This is a genomic window from Actinocorallia sp. B10E7 (genome assembly GCF_039871655.1).
Lineage (GTDB): Bacteria > Actinomycetota > Actinomycetes > Streptosporangiales > Streptosporangiaceae > Actinocorallia.
Window position 1 is genome coordinate 1 of record NZ_JBDPLZ010000011.1, and the last position, 19065, is coordinate 19065.

At 70.1% G+C, this 19065-nt stretch carries 22 protein-coding genes; 9 read left to right on the forward strand and 13 right to left on the reverse strand.

The annotated features are described in order from the left end of the window. A partial coding sequence (locus ABGB12_RS28960) for an AAA family ATPase (RefSeq protein WP_347682652.1) occupies positions 1–1550 on the forward strand: 1550 nt, incomplete at its 5' end. Positions 1551–1884: 334 nt separating this feature from the next. Here the strand turns inward: ABGB12_RS28960 and ABGB12_RS28965 are convergent. Continuing rightward, positions 1885–2463, reverse strand: coding sequence for a hypothetical protein (locus ABGB12_RS28965; RefSeq protein ID WP_347682653.1), 579 nt, complete (start codon positions 2461–2463; stop codon positions 1885–1887). Positions 2464–2745: 282 nt separating this feature from the next. On the opposite strand from ABGB12_RS28965, the gene ABGB12_RS28970 reads away from it, so the two are divergent. Continuing rightward, a complete protein-coding gene (locus tag ABGB12_RS28970; protein WP_347682654.1) occupies positions 2746–3303 on the forward strand; it encodes a lamin tail domain-containing protein in 558 nt (185 codons plus the stop codon). A 100-nt stretch (positions 3304–3403) separates the two neighbouring features. Here the strand turns inward: ABGB12_RS28970 and ABGB12_RS28975 are convergent, their stop codons facing one another. Further along, positions 3404–4183 (reverse strand): SAM-dependent methyltransferase, encoded by a 780-nt coding sequence (locus tag ABGB12_RS28975; protein WP_347682655.1) that lies wholly within the window; start codon positions 4181–4183, stop codon positions 3404–3406. A 134-nt stretch (positions 4184–4317) separates the two neighbouring features. On the opposite strand from ABGB12_RS28975, the gene ABGB12_RS28980 reads away from it, so the two are divergent. Next, positions 4318–4962 carry a TetR/AcrR family transcriptional regulator gene (locus ABGB12_RS28980; RefSeq protein ID WP_347682656.1) on the forward strand — a complete coding sequence of 215 codons (645 nt, stop codon included), beginning with the start codon at positions 4318–4320 and terminating at the stop codon, positions 4960–4962. Further along, a complete protein-coding gene (locus ABGB12_RS28985) occupies positions 4959–5816 on the forward strand; it encodes an alpha/beta hydrolase (protein WP_347682657.1) in 858 nt (285 codons plus the stop codon). Before ABGB12_RS28980 ends, ABGB12_RS28985 begins: the two co-directional genes overlap by 4 nt. An 81-nt stretch (positions 5817–5897) precedes the next feature. On the opposite strand, the gene ABGB12_RS28990 is transcribed toward ABGB12_RS28985, so the two are convergent. The 3 genes from ABGB12_RS28990 to ABGB12_RS29000 all read right to left on the reverse strand — a co-directional run bounded on the left by ABGB12_RS28990 (position 5898) and on the right by ABGB12_RS29000 (position 8157). Beyond that, the gene (locus ABGB12_RS28990; protein ID WP_347682658.1) at positions 5898–7013 is read right to left on the reverse strand and encodes a hypothetical protein; all 1116 of its coding nucleotides are present in this window, start codon (positions 7011–7013) and stop codon (positions 5898–5900) included. A gap of 168 nt (positions 7014–7181) precedes the next feature. Next, positions 7182–7562: a hypothetical protein gene (locus ABGB12_RS28995; protein ID WP_347682659.1), complete on the reverse strand. Its 381-nt coding sequence runs from the start codon at positions 7560–7562 to the stop codon at positions 7182–7184. Positions 7563–7575: 13 nt separating this feature from the next. Further along, complete coding sequence (locus ABGB12_RS29000) at positions 7576–8157, reverse strand: hypothetical protein (protein WP_347682660.1); 582 nt, start codon at positions 8155–8157, stop codon at positions 7576–7578. Between the two features lie 337 nt (positions 8158–8494). Here ABGB12_RS29000 and ABGB12_RS29005 point away from each other — a divergent pair, with 337 nt between their 5' ends. Beyond that, positions 8495–8869, forward strand: coding sequence for a VOC family protein (locus tag ABGB12_RS29005; RefSeq protein WP_347682661.1), 375 nt, complete (start codon positions 8495–8497; stop codon positions 8867–8869). 69 nt (positions 8870–8938) lie between these two features. On the opposite strand, the gene ABGB12_RS29010 is transcribed toward ABGB12_RS29005, so the two are convergent. Both ABGB12_RS29010 and ABGB12_RS29015 read right to left on the reverse strand, forming a co-directional pair. Beyond that, positions 8939–9571, reverse strand: a complete 633-nt coding sequence (locus tag ABGB12_RS29010; protein ID WP_347682662.1) for a hypothetical protein — start codon at positions 9569–9571, stop codon at positions 8939–8941. 52 nt (positions 9572–9623) lie between these two features. After that, positions 9624–9848, reverse strand: a complete 225-nt coding sequence (locus tag ABGB12_RS29015) for a hypothetical protein (RefSeq protein ID WP_347682663.1) — start codon at positions 9846–9848, stop codon at positions 9624–9626. Positions 9849–10076: 228 nt separating this feature from the next. On the opposite strand from ABGB12_RS29015, the gene ABGB12_RS29020 reads away from it, so the two are divergent. From ABGB12_RS29020 to ABGB12_RS29030, 3 genes are all read left to right on the forward strand, one after another. Then, on the forward strand, positions 10077–10424 hold the full coding sequence (locus ABGB12_RS29020; RefSeq protein ID WP_347682664.1) for a DUF202 domain-containing protein: 348 nt from the start codon (positions 10077–10079) through the stop codon (positions 10422–10424). Continuing rightward, a complete protein-coding gene (locus tag ABGB12_RS29025) occupies positions 10421–10759 on the forward strand; it encodes a DUF202 domain-containing protein (protein WP_347682665.1) in 339 nt (112 codons plus the stop codon). Before ABGB12_RS29020 ends, ABGB12_RS29025 begins: the two co-directional genes overlap by 4 nt. Before the next feature lie 112 nt (positions 10760–10871). Continuing rightward, positions 10872–11828 (forward strand): LysR family transcriptional regulator, encoded by a 957-nt coding sequence (locus tag ABGB12_RS29030; RefSeq protein WP_347682666.1) that lies wholly within the window; start codon positions 10872–10874, stop codon positions 11826–11828. Positions 11829–11892: 64 nt separating this feature from the next. Here the strand turns inward: ABGB12_RS29030 and ABGB12_RS29035 are convergent, their stop codons facing one another. Next, positions 11893–12765 carry a LysR family transcriptional regulator gene (locus tag ABGB12_RS29035; protein ID WP_347682667.1) on the reverse strand — a complete coding sequence of 291 codons (873 nt, stop codon included), beginning with the start codon at positions 12763–12765 and terminating at the stop codon, positions 11893–11895. Between the two features lie 96 nt (positions 12766–12861). Here ABGB12_RS29035 and ABGB12_RS29040 point away from each other — a divergent pair, with 96 nt between their 5' ends. Next, a complete protein-coding gene (locus tag ABGB12_RS29040; protein WP_347682668.1) occupies positions 12862–13977 on the forward strand; it encodes an FUSC family protein in 1116 nt (371 codons plus the stop codon). A 128-nt stretch (positions 13978–14105) separates the two neighbouring features. On the opposite strand, the gene ABGB12_RS29045 is transcribed toward ABGB12_RS29040, so the two are convergent. From ABGB12_RS29045 to ABGB12_RS29065, 5 genes are all read right to left on the reverse strand, one after another. Beyond that, positions 14106–14696 (reverse strand): dihydrofolate reductase family protein, encoded by a 591-nt coding sequence (locus tag ABGB12_RS29045; protein ID WP_347682669.1) that lies wholly within the window; start codon positions 14694–14696, stop codon positions 14106–14108. Positions 14697–14726: 30 nt separating this feature from the next. Then, positions 14727–15458: an SRPBCC domain-containing protein gene (locus ABGB12_RS29050; RefSeq protein ID WP_347682670.1), complete on the reverse strand. Its 732-nt coding sequence runs from the start codon at positions 15456–15458 to the stop codon at positions 14727–14729. Next, positions 15455–16042 carry a helix-turn-helix domain-containing protein gene (locus tag ABGB12_RS29055; protein ID WP_347682671.1) on the reverse strand — a complete coding sequence of 196 codons (588 nt, stop codon included), beginning with the start codon at positions 16040–16042 and terminating at the stop codon, positions 15455–15457. The genes ABGB12_RS29050 and ABGB12_RS29055 overlap by 4 nt, the downstream gene beginning before the upstream one ends. Before the next feature lie 113 nt (positions 16043–16155). Next, positions 16156–16497, reverse strand: a complete 342-nt coding sequence (locus ABGB12_RS29060) for a nucleotide pyrophosphohydrolase (protein WP_347682672.1) — start codon at positions 16495–16497, stop codon at positions 16156–16158. Between the two features lie 108 nt (positions 16498–16605). Continuing rightward, on the reverse strand, positions 16606–18945 hold the full coding sequence (locus ABGB12_RS29065) for a glycoside hydrolase family 3 C-terminal domain-containing protein (RefSeq protein WP_347682673.1): 2340 nt from the start codon (positions 18943–18945) through the stop codon (positions 16606–16608). Between the last annotated feature and the right edge of the window lie 120 nt (positions 18946–19065).

Here is a 19065-nt window from a genome sequence, read left to right on the forward strand (position 1 = left end):
TGAAGCATTTCAACACGGCCGGCCGCTGCCGGGAGGAGCTGCACTACATGCTTCCCCCGGAACCCCGGCTGCCCGAGGCGAGGGAGTACATCGAGCGGGGCTTCTACTTCGTTCTTCACGCGCCGCGACAGTCGGGGAAGACCACGGTGCTGGAGACCCTGGCCCGCGCGCTCAACGCCGAGGGCAGGTACGCCGCCGTCTGGTTCTCCTGCGAACAGGTGCGCATCGCGCAGACCGTCGAGGCCGCGGAGAACCAGCTCCTGGAGATCATCGCGGATGCGGCCGAGGAGCAGCTCGCACCGGAGCGCCGACCGCTGCTCCCGTGGCTGGACGCCAGACCCGGCAACCGGCTTCACAGGGCGCTCCAGGCTTGGGCGGTCCACTGTCCGCTCCCGCTGGTGCTGTTCTTCGATGAGATCGACTCCCTGCAGGGCGACGTCCTGGTCAGCGTGCTCAGCCAACTGCGCAACGGCTACCAGAGCGGAGAACGGAACGGGTTCCCGCACTCGGTGGTGCTGTGCGGGATGCGGGACGTCCGCGACTACAAGGCCGCCTCGGGCGGTGACCCGAACCGGCTCGGCACCTCGAGCCCGTTCAACATCAAAGCCGCATCCCTCCGCCTCGACGACTTCACCCACGCACAAGTGGCGGAGCTGTACGAGCAGCACACGCTGGCCACCGGCCAGAAGTTCTCACCCGAAGCGATCCAGCGGGCCTTCGAAGCCAGCCAGGGCCAGCCGTGGCTGGTCAACGCCCTGGCCCGCGAGGTCATCGACGAGATGCGGGTGCCGGTGTCCGAGCCGGTCACCGACGGGCACATGGACGAGGCGGTGGAACGCCTGATCGTCTCCCGGGCGACGCATCTGGACTCCCTGGTCGCCCGCTTGCACGAACCCCGAGTCAAACGCGTCATCGAACCCATGCTCGCCGGCATCGAGACCACGGCCGACCCCGCCTACGAGGAGGACCTGTCCTACGTGCGGGACCTCGGACTGATCGGGCAGGGCCGCTACATCCAGATCGCCAACCCGATCTACCAGGAGGTCATCGCCAGAGTCCTCACCGGCCACGTCGAGAGCAACATCGACGTCGATCCCTGCTCGTTCGTCACCCCGCAGGGCCGCCTGGACTTCCACAAGCTCCTCACGGAGTTCCTCGACTTCTGGCGGCTGAACGGCGAGATCCTCGCCCGACAGCAGACCTATTCCGAGGCGGCCTGCCAGCTGGTGTTCATGGGCTGGCTGCACCGCGTCGTCAATGGCGGCGGCCGCATCGACCGCGAGTACGCCGTCGGCAGCGGCCGCATCGACATCCTGGTGCGCTGGCCGCTTCCTGACCTCACCGAACAGTGGGAGGCCGTCGAACTGAAAGTCCACCGTCCCGGCCGCCCCGACCCCATCCCGCAAGGCCTAGTCCAGTTGGACGGCTACCTCGACCGCCTGGGCCTGAGCCAAGGCACCCTCGTCGTGTTCGACCAGCGCTGCGGGCCCCCGTCCCTCACCGAGACCTCCAGCCCGTCCGGCCGCACCATCGCCCTGCTCCGCATCTGAGTTCGCACCACCGGACGCTGAACGACATCACCACTGTCCGAGCCCCGCACGACACTCCCAAAGCGGTCGGCCTTTGGCGGCCGGTAGCGGCGTCGTCCAGCAGCAGGAGCAGTCTTCTTGCCCCCGCCACGCTCCGCCACAACCCATGATGTTCGGCGAGGCCGAGAGAAGGGACCTCGGCGGCTTAGCGGTGCGCGAGGTGAAGGGCGAGCGTGGTCTTGCGGACACCGGCCATGCCCGAGATCGTCTGGACGCCCGCGCGCCGAGCGCCGGCGGGCGTCGTTCCGTGGACGCGGCCGGGGCGGCCGAGGGGTATCGGCCGCCCCGGTGGGCGTCAGAGGCGCGTGTAGTAGAACTCGGAGGCCAGGGCGCCTTCGGGGCCTTCGGCTTCCATCAGAAGGCCCATGGCCTTGGCGCTGCAGGAGAACTGGGCGTAAACCGGGATGAAGGGGTCGATTTCCCCTTTGCGGTAGTACTTCGCGATCTTGGTGGTGCCCGCGGGGACGCCGTTCAGAGTGGTGGTGAAGGTGGCGTTGCCGGTGGCGGACTTCGGCTTGAGGGACAGGCTGCCCTTCTTCGCGCCGGTCAGCGTGGAGTTGAACGTCACCTTCTTCTTGTAGACGTCCACCATGCGGTATGCCTTGCCGTCGGCCGTCTTGCCCTTGGTGACGACCCGCTCGGAGCGCGCGAAGTCGTAGACGACCGACTTCTTCTTGATCGTCAGCCGGGTGCCTCCGCCGCCCTGGGAGTTGATGATCTCTCCCCCGATGTTGCCGTTCATCTTGTACTTGGTGAGCTTCCACTTGCCGACCAGGCAGGACTTGGGCGCGGCCGAGGCGGAGGCGGGAAGGGAGAGGGCGCCGCCGGTCGCCAGGGCGGCGGCCAGCATCAGACGGGCGGGGACCGAGAACAAGTCAACCTCCGAGAGGGGAAAGATCAACTCAAGGTACCGGTCACCGACAGAGCACGTGGGCGAAAGGGTGAACTTGCGCCCCAAAGTTCCCTGAACCGTTCCACTACGTCCGATCCTCGCGCCGCTTAACGATACGGACGAGCAGCCCGCCGACCCCGGCACGAGCGGATGCCCGGCGAGACGGCGGTGAATTTCGCGAAATTTCCCCCATCTGAGGGCCATCTCCCCTAGATTGGCAAGCCCATTACTGTTGTGAACAGGAGTAACATGCGATCCACTGTGATGTCAGTCATCATGATCGCGATGGTCTTCGGGAGTTCCGGGACCGCTGCCGCCGCGGCCAAGCCGACGCTGAAGTTCACGAAGATCCAGTACGACGCCCCCGGGCCGGACACACGAGACAACGACCAGCTCAACAAGGAGTTCGTCGTCATCAAGAACACCGGGCGCAAGGCCGTCCGGCTCAAGAACTGGACGCTGCGCGACGTGCAGCGACACGTCTACAAGTTCCCGGCCTTCACCCTGAAGCCCGGCAAGAGCGTCAAGATCCACACGGGCAGGGGCAAGAACACCGCGACGCACCTGTACATGAACCGCGGCTGGTACATCTGGAACAACGACCGGGACACCGCGACGCTCCGCGACGCCAGGGGCGTCAAGGTCCTCTCCCGGTCCTGGAAGAAGTCCGCCCCGTCCACTCCCCCGGAGCCCTCGACCGACCCGCGCTTCAGCACCTGCACCGAGGCCAAGTCGAACGGTTACGGCCCCTACTACCAGGGCCAGGACCCGGAGTACTACTGGTACACCGACCGCGACGGCGACGGCGTCGTCTGCGAGTAGGCCCGTGTGACGCCGGTCGGCATCGCCGGGGCATGACGACCGGACCCGGCGCCCATCGACGGTCCGCACCGCGAGGGCGCCGGGCGGCCGGCGAGGAGGGTCAGGGCTTCCTCGCCAGGCCGCAACTCGCGTCGATCTTCTCGGGGATGCCCGAGGAGGGGTCGGGGCGCCACCGTGAGGTGGACACGACGCCCGGCTCGAGGAGGTCCAGGCCGTCGAAGAAGGCGGCGATCTCCTCGGAGGTGCGGGCGGTGTAGGGCGTGGAGCCCTTCTCCACGGCGATCCGGACCGCTTCCTCGCGGCCCTCGCGGTCCACCTCGCCGGTGCCGTCGTTGACCGCCACGAAGCTTCCCGGCGGCAGCGCGTCGACCAGGTGGCGGACGATCGCGGTCGCCTCGTCGTCGTCGATCACGTTGCCCATGATCCCGAAGAGGATCAGCGCGACCGGGCGGGTGAAGTCCAGGACGTCCCGGGCGGCCTCGAGGATCCGGGCGGGCTCCCTGACGTCGTGCTGGAGATAGGAAGTCCTCCCCTCGGGACGGCCTGCCAGCAGGGCCGAGGCGTGCGCGAGCACCATCGGGTCGCTGTCGACATAGACGACCCGGGACTCGGGCGCGATCCGCTGGGCCATCTCGTGGGTGTTGTCGTGGGTCGGAAGACCGGAGCCGATGTCCAGGAACTGCCGGATCCCCTCCTCCTCCGCCAGGTACCGGACCATGCGCCCCAGGCAGGCGCGGGACTGGCGGGCGACCTCGCGGGCGGCCGGGAACGCCGCGATGACCTGGTCGCCGACCTGCCGGTCGATGGGAAAGTTGTCCGTGCCGCCGAGCCAGTAGTTCCACATCCGCGCCGGATGCGGTCGTGTCGTGTCGATCTCCACCTGCGGATCACCCCATCAGTGAATTTCACCATGAAATCGCTAAAGATCATCGTTGATGACGCGCATGCCGTCCGGCAAGCCCCCGCCCGGCCCGTCGCTGGACATACAGCCTGCATGTGGCACATACTGCCTGCATGTCCAGTGGCCGACGCCCTTCCGGGGCGCCCAGAACCACCCGGGCGGCCGACGTCGCCGACCGGGCCGAGGCGACCCGTGCGGCGCTGATCAGCGCCGCACGCCGCCTGTTCGTCGCCAACGGCTACCACGCCACCGGCACCGAGGAGATCGTGGCGGTCTCCGGAGTCGGCACCCGGGGTGCGCTCTACCACCACTTCAAGGACAAGAAGGCGCTGTTCCAGGCCGTGTTCGAGCAGGTGCAGGAGGACATGCTCGCCAACGCCGCGACGGCCGAGAGGCCGGACGACGCGCTGGGACGGCTGCGGGCCGGGCTGTCGGGATTCCTGGACGCCTCGCTCAACGCGGAGGTCCAGCGGATCCTGCTGATCGACGGCCCCGCCGTCCTGGGCTGGCGGACCTGGCGCGCGATGGAGGAACGGTACGGCCTCGGCGCCATCCGCGCCTTCCTCAAAGCCGCGGTCGCGGAGAAGACCCTGCCCGACCGGCCCGTGGACGCCCTCGCGCACATCCTGCTCGCCGCCATCGCCGAGGCCGCCCTCTTCATCGCCAACGCCGACGACCCGGCCGCGGCCAGGCAGGAGACCGCGGCCGCCATGGACCGACTCCTGTCGGGGCTGACCTACCAGAAGGAGAACGATTGAACACGAGCCTGGACCTCACCGAGCCCCGGCCGGTCCACTTCACCGGCGCCGACGGGATCACCCTGGCCGGTGAGGAACGCGGCCCCGCCGACGGGTCACTCGTCGTGATGCTGCACGGAGGCGGACAGAACCGGCACTCCTGGAGACGCGCCGGACAGGCCCTCGCCCGGACCGGGCACCGGGTCGTGGCGCTGGACGCCCGCGGCCACGGCGACAGCCAGTGGGCCGGACCCGGCGGATACCACCCCGACCTGCTGATCGGGGACGTGACCGCGGTCCTCGACCAGCTCGACCGGCCCGCCGTCCTGGTCGGGGCGAGCATGGGCGGGCTCATCGGCATCGCCGCCGCCTCCCACGCCGGACCCGAACAGGTCACCTCCCTGCTGCTGGTCGACGTGGTGCCCCGGATCGAACGGCAGGGCAGCGACCGCATCTTCACCTTCATGTCCGGCCACCCCGAAGGCTTCGCCACCCTGGACGAGGCGGCCGACGCCGTCGCCGCCTACCTGCCTTCCTCCGGCAGGGGCCGCAACCCCGACGGCCTGCGCCGCAACCTGCGTCAGCGCCCCGACGGACGCTGGTACTGGCACTGGGACCCCGCCTTCCTCACCGACGTCTCCAACGCCCTTGACCAGCGTGCCGCCGACCTCGAAGCCGCCGCGGCCCGCCTGCGCATCCCCGTGCTGCTCCTGCACGGCGGACGCTCCGACGTCGTCACCGCCGACAGCGTCCGCGCCTTCGCCGCCCTCCTTCCCACCGCCCAGGTCGTCACCCTCCCCCAGGCGGCCCACACCGCCGCCGGCGACGACAACGACGCCTTCACCCAAGCCGTCCTCGACTTCATCCTCACCTGACCGTCGGACGGAACCCGAAGAAACGGCGAAGCCCGTCCGGTGGACGGAAGTCCACCGGACGGGCTCGAGGGGGTTACCGGGTCACTGGGTGATGGTCACGTTGCCCGCGGCCTCGTAGGCCAGGCGCTCTTCGTCGCCCAGGTGGTTGCCCACGATGTTGGGGCCGAGGAGCCAGCCGGCGGGAGTCGCGTTGTTGGGGTCGTCGAAGCGGCTGGCGACGCCCATCTGGACGCCCGTGCCGGTCGCCTCGTTGAAGTTGTAGAAGAAGGGGCCGCCGCTGGTGCCGGGCGACAGGGCGCTCGGCAGCATGTTGTCGACGTAGAGGGAACCGGTGGTGCTCTGGCCCTTGGCGAAGAACATCCGGCGGCCGTCGTACAGCCGCTGGAGGGCGGGGGCCACCTTGTTCTGGGTCGGCGAGTACCAACTCCGCTCGTTGTTGGCCGGGTATCCGAGCGCGTGCACGTAGGCGTTCTGCGGCCGGGTGAAGGTGATCTGCTGCGCCCCGGTGACGTCCTCGATCCGCTGGGAGTCCCCCGGCCGCTGGACGACCAGCGTCCCGACGTCGTGGCCGAGCACCCAGTTCGGCGAGAAGTTCCATCCCCAGGTGATGTAAGCGCGGGTCGCGACCCAGATGCCGTACGGGGCGATGTCGGCGACGGACCTGGTGGTGCTGCTCCGCCGCAGCACGTCGCCGTCGAAGCCGGGAACGAAGGCCACATTGGTGGCCGTCACGTTGGAGAGCAGCGGGACGTTGACCCGCAGGCAGTGCCCCGCCGTCATGACGACGCTCTTGTTCGCGCTGGTGACGACGTTGGCCGAGCAGGTGGTGACGTAGTCGACGCCGTCCCCCTGCATCCGGACGAACAGCTTGCCCACGGTGCGCGAGGCCAAGCCCTGCGCCTCGGGCCAGGGCCGGCTCAGATCGTCCCAGTCCGCGTTGGGATCCGTCATGTCGGCGTCCGGGACGACGCTGTTGGGGTCGGTGGAGGTGTGGTCGTAGACCACCGCCTCGTTGATCTTCCCGAGGTTGTCGGCCGTCCAGTAGGAGAGGGCGTTCTGCATGGCCTGCTGCTTGCCCGGGCCGTCCGCGATGCTCAGTATCTGCGTCGGGTTCGAGGCCGCGTGGGCCGCCGTCGGCGCCACCAGAAGACCGGTGGCGACGGCGACCGCGAACGCGGCACCGGCGAGACGTTTCATCGAAACTCCTTGCACCTGGGGAGTACGTCGGCACCAAACGCTAGGTCGACGCCACGGCTCCCGGTTGGTGAAGAGTTCCGAATCGGCTTCACATTCTTGTGAGATTCTCTGATCCACGGCCCCGCTCCGCCCGGCGCGCGCCGGAAACGACCTGATCGTCGCCCGGAGTCAGGCGAAGAGGAGTTCGACGTCCTTCTCCACGCAGAACCGTAGGACGACCAGCAGTTGACGGCCGTATTCGATGTGCTGCCGGAGAAGCGGATCATCGGCCTCGTTCCTCCATTGGAGGAAGATCTCCTCCATCCTGGGCAGGAGCGCCGCACACTCGGCGGGCGAGAGCTCACCATCACAGTCCGAGTGGTTGAGAAAGGGCTCCAGCGTGGTGGCGACGTCGCTCCACTGACGTTCTCCACCGAACCCGCACATCTCAGAAAGAACGATCCCTTCCGCCTGGGCCCAACGCTCCCGGAATCTGCCGAAGCCGGTACAGGGCATGGAGAGGTCAGGGCTCGTGACCTCTCCATCATTGGGGCACAGGCACAGTCCCATGAAGCCTCCAAGCTCAGGTCGGCCGCCCGCGACCGGTACGCGGAGACCGGCGCTCACGCCGCACGCGCGTAGCGGCGGGGTCTTCGTCCGGTCGGTCCACGTTCCAGGCGTCCGGCAGCGGCGCTTCACAGACGGCACAGACAAAATGACCGTCTTTGACGATATTGCGCTGGTGACATCGGGGACAGCGGCGGAAGACGATCACGTAGGTGAAGGCGTGTGGGCGCGTGAGACCGGCACGGTCGAGCGCGGCCTCGACAGCCGTCCAGGAAGTGACGTCAGGGCAATAGCCGGTGGATTGGTTGCTGATCTCATGGACCGACCATCGGTCGCCGTCTCGGGTGAAGGCGATTTCGCCGGCGCCCAGGACGGGGTCACCTCCCGCGCAGGCGACGTGCTCGCTTCGCCGCGGTGCGAGCAGAAGCATCCCCCTCACATCGATGACGAAGGTGAACGGATCCTCCCTCTCCTCCTCGGCCTGCACTTTCAGCCAGGCGTCGAGATCGTCGCGAGAAGTGATCAAGAACCCTCGGCTACCGGGCCGAACCTGCTCGCGGATCTCAGCGGGGCCGACGTAGTGGTAATGCCTGTTCATAAAGAAAGCCTGCCCTCTCGGGGAGGGGCTGGAGTGAAGTGCACCGGCCCGGCGAAAGGTCTGGTGCTGGACCGCCCGACGGCACGCCCTCGACCCAGCCGAAGAGGGCGACCCCGACGGCGTGCGCATCCGCCTCCGGCACACGCGCCGCCGACCACTCGACCTCGTCCTCACTGATCTGGAACTTCCACCTGCCCGAACGCAGCACCTGCACCATCCTCGTAGCCTCGCGACCAGAATCTCGCGCTCCATGGGGCCGGGCACGGCCGCCCGCGCGGCTCCTGCGGGGCGTCGCGGCCTCTTTCTTCGCCCCGGCCGCTCCTTTAGGCTGCCGATCATGGCCTGTCGCATTTCCGAGCTGGTGATCGATTGCCGGGACCCGCAGACGCTGGCGGCTTTCTGGTGCCGGGTACTGGGGTTCAGCGTGCTGGACACCGACGACGACGGCGCGGTGGAGATCGGGCCGCCGGAAGGGTTCGGCGGCTTGCAGCCGACCCTGGTCTTCAGCCCCGGCGCCGAGCCCAAGACGGGCAAGCTGCGGCTGCACATCGACGTCAGCGCCACCGACCGCGACCAGGACGCCGAACTCCAGCGCCTGCTGGCCCTCGGCGCACGCCCCGTCGACGTCGGCCAAAGCGGCCAGGAGAGCTGGCATGTCCTGGCCGACCCCGAGGGCAACGAGTTCTGCCTCCTGCGAGCCCGCCTGACCTGAGCACGACCGCCGAAGACGAGCAAGGTGACGAGGGTCGGCAAGGCCAAGGCGGTTCTACCCGCTCGCGGCTTATGCCGACCTGGCCTCCGAAGGCTCCGCGGCGTCGCCGAGCGGGTCATGCGGTCTCGGCCACCCGCGGTGTAGCAGGCCGGGAAGGCCTCCGGACCAGCCGGTGACCTTCGACCGGCCGGGATCGCCGATCCTGAGGAGATCGCCCGCAACGACGAGGTCGGCGGTCAGACCCGCGTGGAACTCCATCAGGTGCTCCTGGGCCAGGACGACTTCGGCACGGGCGTCGCCCCTGACCACCGTCCGTCCGCGGCCCCGGATACCGGCGATCGTCTGCGACGCTTCCAGGCCGCCTTCGATCCAGACCTCGCTGCCCGCGGCGGCGAAGTTCCGCACCCGGACATCACCGCGCACCCACAGGAACGGGCCGGAGTCCCGTTCTCCGTTGATGATCCAGTTCGAGACGGTGAGGTCTCCGTAGACGGCCACGCCCAGGAACGCGTCCGGCTTCGTCTTCGAGATCCCCGTCCAGGCGTCGAGGGCGGAGAAATCCAGCACCAGGTTCTCCAGCCTGGTGTCGCCCACGCAGACGATGACCGCCGCGTCGTCGGCGGCCTCGTCCAGAGAGAACAACGACCGTAGACCGAAATCCCGATCGGCGTCGCGCAGTGCGACGACTCTGATGTCGTTCATGGCAACCGGTACTCCTTTCGTTTCGTCGATGACGGACCTGCCAGCGGCCAGGTCAGTCCCACCAGCGGGACAGGCGGAAGACGGCGCCAGTGCGCTTCACCTCGGCGACGGCGCACTCACCGTCTTCGGCACGGGCTTGCAGGCGGTACAGGCGGACCCCGCCGGGGGCCTGCCAGACGTCCAGGACGCGGACGCGGTAGCGGCGGCCTCGGCGGACGATGCGTCTGGGCGTCCCGGACGGGTCGGTCTCTGCGGTGATCGGTTCGTCTCTCAGCACGCCCGGGAACCTACCCAACGAACTCGATCACATGTTCGAATGACACAGGACATGCCGCACCCTTACCCGATCCTTACCTGCGGACGGCCGCCGAAGGCGGACATCCGGTTATTCCCATCGCGTTCATCGGATTACTCAAAAAGGCACTGAGGGGCCAATGTCTCTCGCTTTTCACGGCATGTGTAAAGTGGTCGGAGGGAAACAAAGAATGACCTGAAAGGCGGATCGGTGAGCTCCACGCCCGGAGCGGAACTCCAGGAGCCGGACTACCGTTTCTCGCTCGCCAACGAGCGGACCTTCCTCGCGTACGTGCGCACGGCGCTGGCGATGGAGGCCGGGGCCCTGGCGGTCGTGCAGCTCCTGCCCGACGTGGCGAACGAGCAGTGGCGGCGGGCCGCCGCCGTGGTGCTGGCGATCCTGGGCCTAGTGGTCGTCGTCTCGGGATACAGGCGGTGGGCGTTGAACCAGCGCGCCATGCGCCGCGGTCAGCCGCTTCCCGACACCTGGCTGATACCGATCCTCACCACCGCCGTCACCATCGCCTCCGCGGTGGTCATCCTGCTGGTGAGCCGGTGACCTCCCGATCCGAACCTCCCGGCATCTCCGATCCGGGGGCCCCGTTCGAACGCACCGCGCTGGCCTGGCAGCGGACGGCCCTGCTGATCGCGGTGAACGGGGCGCTGCTCGCCAGGGCGACGCCGGCCCTGGGCGCCCAGGCGATCGTCCTCGGCGGCGCCACAGTCGCCGCCGCCGTGCTGATCTGGGTCCTGGCCTCCCTGAGCTACCGCCGGGGCCGGGGCAAGCCGACCTCCAGCGTGCTGACCGCGCACGCCCGCGCCACCAGGGCCCTGACCGTCCTCATCGTCGCGATCGCCGTCTGCGATCTCCTCGCCATCCTGCTCTACCGCTGAGCCCCCGGCGGGCGGCGGCTTTCCCCGGCGCGGACCCGCAAGCGATCCCGCGCGGCCTTCGTCCGGGTTCGGAGCATCCGGGAGACGCCGGGAGGTGTCGTAGGGTGCGCGCATGAGGCTTCGGCAGCTGGAGTACGTGATCGCCGTGGCCGACGAGGGCTCGTTCACGGAGGCGGCGCGGTCGGCGCGGGTGTCGCAGCCCGCGTTGTCCCACCAGGTCAAAGCGCTGGAGGTGGAGCTGGGGAACGCGCTCTTCGCGCGGCTGCCCGGGGAGGTGCGGCTGACCGGGCACGGGGAGCGGTTCCTGCCCCACGCGCGGGCGGCCGTCGCCTCGGCCCGGGCCGCCGCGGAGGCGGCGCGGGACACCGCGCGGCTGAAGGGCGGGGAGCTCCGGGTGGCCGCGCTGCACTCGATGGCCATGGGCATCGTGCCGCCCGCGATCGGGGCGTGGCGGCGCGCCCATCCCGCCGTGCACGTGGAGCTGACCGAGTTCTCCCACATGGACCTGCTGGCCGAGGCCATGGAACGCGGGGAGGCCGACATCGCGGTAGGGACGGAGCCGCACGGCTGGGCGGGGCCGCAGCAGGTGCTGGGCGAGGAGGAGCTGCTGGTCGTGCTGCCGGTGGACGATCCGCTGATCGAGCGGTACCGGCGGGACGGGATTCCCCTGGACGCGCTGGCGGACCGGCCCTGGGTGCTGTACGCCTCGGACTTCGGGCTGGCCCCGCTGGTCGTCCAGGCCTGCGCGAAGGCCGGGTTCGCGCCCCGGGCCGCGGCGCGGGTGCACCACACGGCGACCGCCGTCGAACTCGCCGCCGCCGGGCTCGGCCCGGCCCTGGTGCCCGGCGACGTGATCGTGCCGCGCTATGCCGGGTGCGCGTTGAGACCGGCCACCCCGATCCGGCGGCGGATCGTGGCGTTCACCCGCTCCGGCCCTCCGCCTTCCGCGCTCGTCTTCACCGGTCTGCTCGCCGAGCACGCCGCGCCCGGCGCTCGAGCCACGGACCTCCTGCACGGCAAGGTCACGGCGAAGCCCGACGCCGCCGGCGAAAACGGATCGCCCGGATAGGCCGATGGGGCGGACCCCGCCGCACGGTCCGGCGCGCGGTCGCGGCGCTCGTCCGCTTCGGCGCTCAGTCCGCGGACGTCCAGCGGCGCAGGGCGGTGATGAAACCCGACACCGCGGGTGAGGGCGGGCCGGCCAGGTAGGCGGCCAGCATCCGGCGGATGGGAGGGTCGGGGCGCAGGACCGTCACCGGCAGACCCGGCTCCAGGACGCTCTCGGGGATCAGGGCGGGGCCCAGGCCCGCCGCCGCGAGTTGCAGGGCGGTCGCGGCGTGCCGGGTGCGGACCGCCGCGCGGGGCGTGAACCCGGCCTTCGCGCAGGCCTGGACGACCAGCGGGGCCAGCGCGTTGCGCTCGTCGTACAGCACCCAGGGACGGCCGGAGAGTTCTCCCAGGTCGAGGGAGACGCGCTCCTCCACGGCGAGCGGATCGCCCTCGGGGAGCACCAGTACGAGGTTCTCCTCGCCGAGTTCGTACACCGGGCCGTCCCAGCGGCCGGGCATCGGGCCCACTCCCAGGTCTGCCGAACCCGCCGCCACGTGGTTCTCCAGGTCGCCGCTCGAGACGAACTCCGAGACCTCCACCTCGGCTCCGGGCTCGGACGCCAGCCAGGCCCGGACCGCCGGGGGCACGATGCCCAGGGCGAGCGAGTACATGGTCCCGACCCGCAGCGGCACCGGGCTCCCGGCTCCGGCGCCGGCGCGGCGGGCGCTCCGCGCGCTGCGCAGGGCCGCCTCGGCGTGGGGCAGGTACTCCCGTCCCATCGGGGTGAGCAGGACCCGTCCGGACGCCCGTTCCAGCAGCGGCACCCCGACGTCCCGTTCCAGGACGCGGATCTGGTGGGACAGCGTCGGCTGGGTGACCCCGAGGCGCTGGGCGGCCGCGGTGAACGACCCCTCCTCCACCACCGCGACGAGGTACTCCATCTGCCGGAAGCTCATCCCGTCATCCTAAATCCGGCCTCATGCATGTCTTCTATGGGAAGAAGTCAAGTTATGTCTTTGACGAATAGTCCCAGCCAGGTTCATCTTTGAGACATGACGGCCTTCTCCGACAGCCTCCAAGCCCGGACCGGACGGCTGCGCACCATGGCGCTGCCGATCGTCCAGTGCGCGCTCGCCGCGGCACTCGCCTGGATCGTCGCGACGCAGGTCCTCGGCCACGCGCGGCCCTTCTTCGCACCCATCGCCGTGGTGCTGTGCATCGGCGTGGGGCTCGGCCGCAGGTGGCGCCGGGTCCTGGAACTCGTCGCCGGGGTCGGCGTCGGCGTGGGCGTGGGAGATCTGCTGGTCTCGGCGATCGGCGGCGGCCCCTGGCAGATCGCCCTCGTCGTCGCCCTCGCGATGACGGTCTCGGTGCTGCTCGACGGCGGCACGCTGACCTCCCTGCAGGCGGGCTCCTCGGCCGTCCTGGTGGCCACGCTGCTCCCGCCCGGGGACGGCGCCGGATTCGACCGGATGGTCGACGCACTCACCGGCGGGCTGATCGGCCTGACCGCGATCGCCCTTCTGCCCGCCAACCCGTCCGGGCTGGCCGCCAAGCACGTCCGGGGGCTCCTGGAGGAACTGTCCGCGGCACTCGAAACGGCCGCCGCCGCGCTGCGCGACCACGACCCTTCCCTCGCGGCCGCCGCCCTGGAACGCGCCCGGGGCTCCCAAGGCACCGTCGACGGCTACCGGGACGCACTCCAGACCGCCCGCGAGATCACCTCGCTGTCCCCCGTGCACCGCCACCGCCGCGACCGGCTCGACGCCTACCTCACCGCGACCGAGCCCCTCGACCACGCCCTGCGCAACACCCGGGTCCTGCTACGGCACACCGCCGCCGTGATCGAGAAGAACGAGCCCGTCCCCGCCCTCCTCTCCGAGGCCATGGAGGACCTCGCCCGCTCGGTGACCCGGCTGCGCGAGGAGCTCTCCGAAGGACACGACCCCGCCCTGACCCGCAAGGCCCTCCGCCGCACCGCCGCCCGCCTCGACCCCGCCGTCCTCCCCGCCCTCGGCTTCTCCGCCCACGTCGTCCTCGCCCAGCTCCGCTCCCTCACCGTCGACCTTCTGGAAGCCACCGGCACCTCCCACACCCAGGCCCTGGCGTTCCTCCCTCCGTCCCCGACGAGCCACGCCGCCCCTTCCGGCCACGACCAGGCGGCCTGACCGGGTCTCCGGGCAGAACCGGAACGCGGCGTCGACGCGAGCGCGAGGCGTTCCAAGGCTCCGCCGCCCTGAACCCGGACGGGGGCGGTGATCCGGTGTGGATCGCCGCCCCCGTCCCGTACCGCCGGTTACCGCTCGGCCGGACGGTAGGTGCAGACGTTCACACCCGTGGGGCTGGTGACGGTGGAGACGAGTTCGAGGACGTGCTTCGCTCCGTCGGTGGGGAAGATGGACTTTCCGCCGCCCAGGAGGACCGGACTCACGATGAGGCGGAGCTCGTCCACGAGGCCCTCGTGCAGGAGGGTCCGGGCGAGGGTGGGGCTGCCCATGACGACCAGGTCGCCGCCGTCGGCGTCATGCAGTTCCCGGATACGGGCGACCGCCCCGGCCGGGGGGATGAGCGTGGTGTTCCAGGTCAGGTCGGACTCGGACAGAGTGCCGGAGACGACGTGCTTGGGGATGGCGTTCATGTGGTCGGCGAAGGGGTCCCCGGCGCGCTCGGGCCAGGCCTGGGCCATCACCTGCCAAGTGCGGCGGCCGAACAGGAGCGCCTCGGCGCCGTTGAGAGCGGAGTCGAAGGCGCCCCCGGCGATCTCCGGGTCGAAGAACTGGTTGGACCAGCCGCCGTGGGCGAAGCCGCCGTCGGTGTCCTCCTGAGGGCCGCCGGGAGCCTGCACGACGCCGTCCAGGCTGATGAACTCGATGATGACGATACGCATGGAGGTTCTCCTTCGAAATTCGTGCGGCGGTCAGGCGAAGTGCTCGGTGGTCCAGGACTCCCAGGCGGACTGCTCGTCTCGTCCCGCGAAGTTCTGGTGGCCGAGGACGAGGACGTCGCCGCGGTCGATGCCGGAGTGGATGAAGCGGTACAGGCCCTCGGAGGTGCGGACACCCAGGTTGACGGGCAGGTTCGCGTAGTAGACGACGCCGGCGGAGCCGTCGGGGAGGCGGACTTCGTCGCCCTCGGAGACGTCGGGGGTGGTGCCCAGTGACTCGGTGACGGTCTTCCAGAGTGCTTCGGGGCCGCCGACGCCGGGGCGGAAGACCGTGGTGACCGACGGGGTCCGGCCCGCGAAGCGCGCGAGGTACTGCCTGAGGGTCTCCAGGTAGATGGGCCAGCCGGCCTTCATCGCCTCGAACTCGGTCTCCCAGTCGTCGCCGAGCATGCCGCTCTGCACGATCCGCAGCACGGTGGCGCCTCCGTCGCGGCCCTCGACGAGGTACTCGATCGCCATGAACCGGCCGTCAGCGGCTTCCTCGCTGCGGGTCGCGAGGCGGGCGCCCGGCTCGTAGCCGGTGATCACGGCCTGTTCGGTGTGGCCCGGCATCGTCAAGGAGGCGGGGCCGCCGACGGACGCGCCCAGCTCGGTGCGGCCCATGAACCAGGAGTCGACTCCCGGTCCGGTCGCGATCGCCTCCCAGACCTGCTCGGGGGTGGCGGCGAGCTCGATCTCCTGGTTCAGCTCGAACGGGTGTGTCATCGGTTCTCCTTCACGCTCGGGTGGACGGCGACGACGATCCGGTGGTCGCGGCCCTTCTCGGCGGACTCGTCGTGGTATTTGGAGACCAGGGCGGTGACGGCCCCGGCGAGCTCCTCGGCGAACGCGGCGCGGTCGGCGGCCGAGGCGAAGCGCACCTCGCCGTCGATCGCGAAGGTCGCGACGCGTTTGCGGGCCCGTTCGGCCCCGGTGATGAGCGTCCCGACGTCGCGGACCAGCCGGGCCGCGACGGCCAGCAGCCAGCTCGCCGACAGCCGGTCGGGGGAACGGCCCGGGTCGGGCGCGACCGAGGCCAGCGCCGCCGGGGAGATCACGTAGGACGCCGCGGTGGCCCGCATGATGCGTTCGTTGACGTTGCCCTTGCGCCGCTCCTCGACCATTTCGACGAGTCCGTGCGCTTCGAGCGTCTTCAGGTGGTAGTTGACCTTCTGCCGGGGCAGCCCGACCTTGGCGGCCAGCATGGCCGCGGAGCCGGGCTCGCTCAGCTCGGCCAGCAGCCGGGCCCTGATGGGGTCCAGCGAGACCTCGGCCGCGGCCGGGTCCTCGATCACGACGACGTCCTGCATGCCTCGAAACTAGGACCGACAACTTTTTTTGTCAAGGCCATCTTATTTGTCGGAGGTTGGACATGAAGGACCCCGGGCACCTTGGAACCGGAGGGATGGGCCGCGCCCGGGCGTCAGAGAGCCGGCGGCTCGTAGTACCCCTCGGCGTACCGCCGCGCCACCACATCCGCCTTCGCATTCGCGGCCTCGACCAGGTCGACGCCGAGCACGTCCGCGAGTTCCAGCAGGTAACTGAAGACGTCCGCCAGCTCCGAACGCACCGCTTCGGCCTTCCGGGGCGAACCCATGACCTGGAACGACTCCTCGGGCGTCAACCACTGGAATTCCGCCAGCAGCTCCCCGACCTCTCCCGCCAACGCCATCGCGAGGTTCTTGGGCGTGTGGAACGACGTCCAGCCCCGTTCCTCCGCTGCCCTCCGCAACCGTTCGATCAGCTCGTCCAGCTCCGTCGCCATCCGACGATTCAAACATCCCGTCTACCGCAGGGAAGACCGATCGTCATGGTCGCCACGTGCGCTTCGTGAGCCTTCCAGAACACGAGCATGGCCGCCTGTACGGCGCGTTCAGGGGTGGGCGAGAGGGGTGGTGAGCGGGGTGTCCGTCAGGGAGTGGCCGGTGTGGAGGAGGTAGTCGCCGGGGATCGGATGCCAGGCGTCGTCGTGCCAGATGGCGAAGGCGCGGTCCGGGATGTCCAGGGTGACGGTGGCGGATTCGCCGGGGGCGGCTTCGGCCACGGCGAAGGCCGCCAGCCAGCGGGACGGGCGGTTCTCGTCGCGGCGAGCGGGGGCCAGATACGTCTGGACGATCTCGCGGCCGGGGCGGGGGCCGGTGTTGCGGAGGGTCACGGTCAGGACGCCGTCGGCGTAGGAGGCGTTCTCATAGGACCAGGTGGTGTAGCCGAGGCCGGAGCCGAACTCGTAGGCCGGCGGGATGTTCGTGCGCTGCCAGGCGCGGTAGCCGATGAAGACGCCCTCGTCGTAGCGCATGACGCCGTCGACCGGGGTCACCTCGGTGACGGGGCAGTCCTCCAGCCTCGCGGGCCAGGTGGTGGGGAGGCGTCCGCCGGGCTCGGCGGTGCCGGTGAGGACGTCGGCGAGGGCGTGGCCGGCCTCCTGGCCGGGGAACCAGGTGAGCAGGACGGCGGAGACGTCCTCGCGCCACGGCATCTCGACGGGCGAACCGGCGTTGACCACGACGATCGTGCGCGGGTTGGCGGCGGCGACGCGACGGACCAGCTCGTCCTGGCGGCCGGGCAGCTTCAGGGAGGTGCGGTCGAAGCCCTCGCTCTCGACCTCCTTGGACGTGCCGACGACCACGACCGCCACGTCCGCGGCGGTGGCGACGGCTTCCGCCTCGGACAGCAGTGTGTCGGGGTCGGCGGTCGGTTCGCGGTGCATCAGGCCGAAGCCGACGAACGGCAGGGGCATCCCGTCCTTCACAAGGCGGTGCACCAGCTCGACCTCGACCTCCATGCCTTGCTTCAGGTCGACGGGGAAGACCGTCTGGGGTGCGAAGAAGAACGCGGCGAACGGGTCGTCGCTCTCGGGGGCGACGGTCCCGTCGAACAGGACGTCGTCGCCGACCGTGAGCTTGAAGGCGCCGACGCCTTCGATCGCGATCCGGTGTTCGCCGCTCGTCTGAGGGACGAAGGTGCCGCGTATCGCGACGGATCCGAGTTCGCCGTAGTCGACGCCTTCGGGCATCTGGCCGATCCACTGCAATGAGCCGTCGGGCTGGGCGTACTCGCCGAGAAGCCTCCCTTCGGTGTCGTAGGCGATGGCCCGCAGCGGGAAGGCGGCGGGGTTGAGGCGTCGGCTCGGGTCGGCTCCACGCGCGTACACCACGTCGAGACCGGCGCTCTCCAGTCCCTCCAGCGGGGAGACGACGTGGGACGGGAAGACCCGGGCGCTGCCTCCGCCCATCACGCGCGCTTCCTTGGCCAGGCCGCCGATCAAGGCGACGCGGGGAGTGCCGGTGAGCGGCAGGACGCCGTCGTTGCGCAGCAGGGTGAACGAGCGGGACGCCACTTCGCGGGCGAGCGCCCGCCCGTCCACGGGCGGGGTCTCGGCCGGGGACGACGTGCGCCGCGCCAGCTCCAGGACTCGCCGGACGTGCTCATCGAGCACCTTCTCCGGCACCGCGCCCTCGCGTACGGCCTCGGCCAGCGCCGGACCGTAGACCGTCGTGGGGCCGGGCATCGCGACGTCCAGGCCGCCGAGCGCCGCCCTGACGGTGTCGCGCGCACCGAACCAGTCGGACACGACGAATCCGTCGAATCCCCACTCGTCCCGCAGGACGCCGTTGAGCAGTTCGCCGTGCTCGCTCATGGCGGTGCCGTTGACCCCGTTGTAGGCGGCCATGATCCCGTAGGGGGCGGCCTCGCGGACGACGATCTCGAACGGCAGCAGGTACAGCTCGCGCAGCGCGCGTTCCGACACCACGACGTCCGCCGTCATGCGCTCGGTCTCGAAATCGTTGGCGACGAAGTGCTTGACGGTCACCGCCACACCGCCCGACTGCACGCCCTGGACGTAGGCCGCGGCCAGTTCGCCGGTGAGCAGCGGGTCTTCGGAGAAGCACTCGAAGTGCCGCCCTCCGAGGGGTGAACGGTGCAGGTTGACGGTCGGGGCCAGCAGCACGTGCACCCCTTTGCGGCGGGCCTCCTGGGCCAGGAGGCTCCCGACGCGGCGGGCGAGGCCGGCGTCCCAGGTGGCGGCCAGGGCGGTGGGGCTGGGCAGCGCGATCGACGGGTCGCCGGACGTCCACCGGGTGCCGCGTACGCCGATGGGCCCGTCGGACATGACGAGGCCGTGGAAGCCGAGTTCCGGCACGGCGGGCAGGGTCCACATGTCCTGTCCGGCCAGCAGGCGGGCTCTGGCTTCGACCGGGGCGTGCTGGTCCATCGGCGGGCTCCTCGTCGATGTCGTCTCTCCCAGACCATACAGGCGGCCCCTCCGCGCCGGGCGTGCCGTCGGCCCGAGGCCCTGACCGTGCCCGAGGCTCCGGTTTTCTCGTGAATCCCC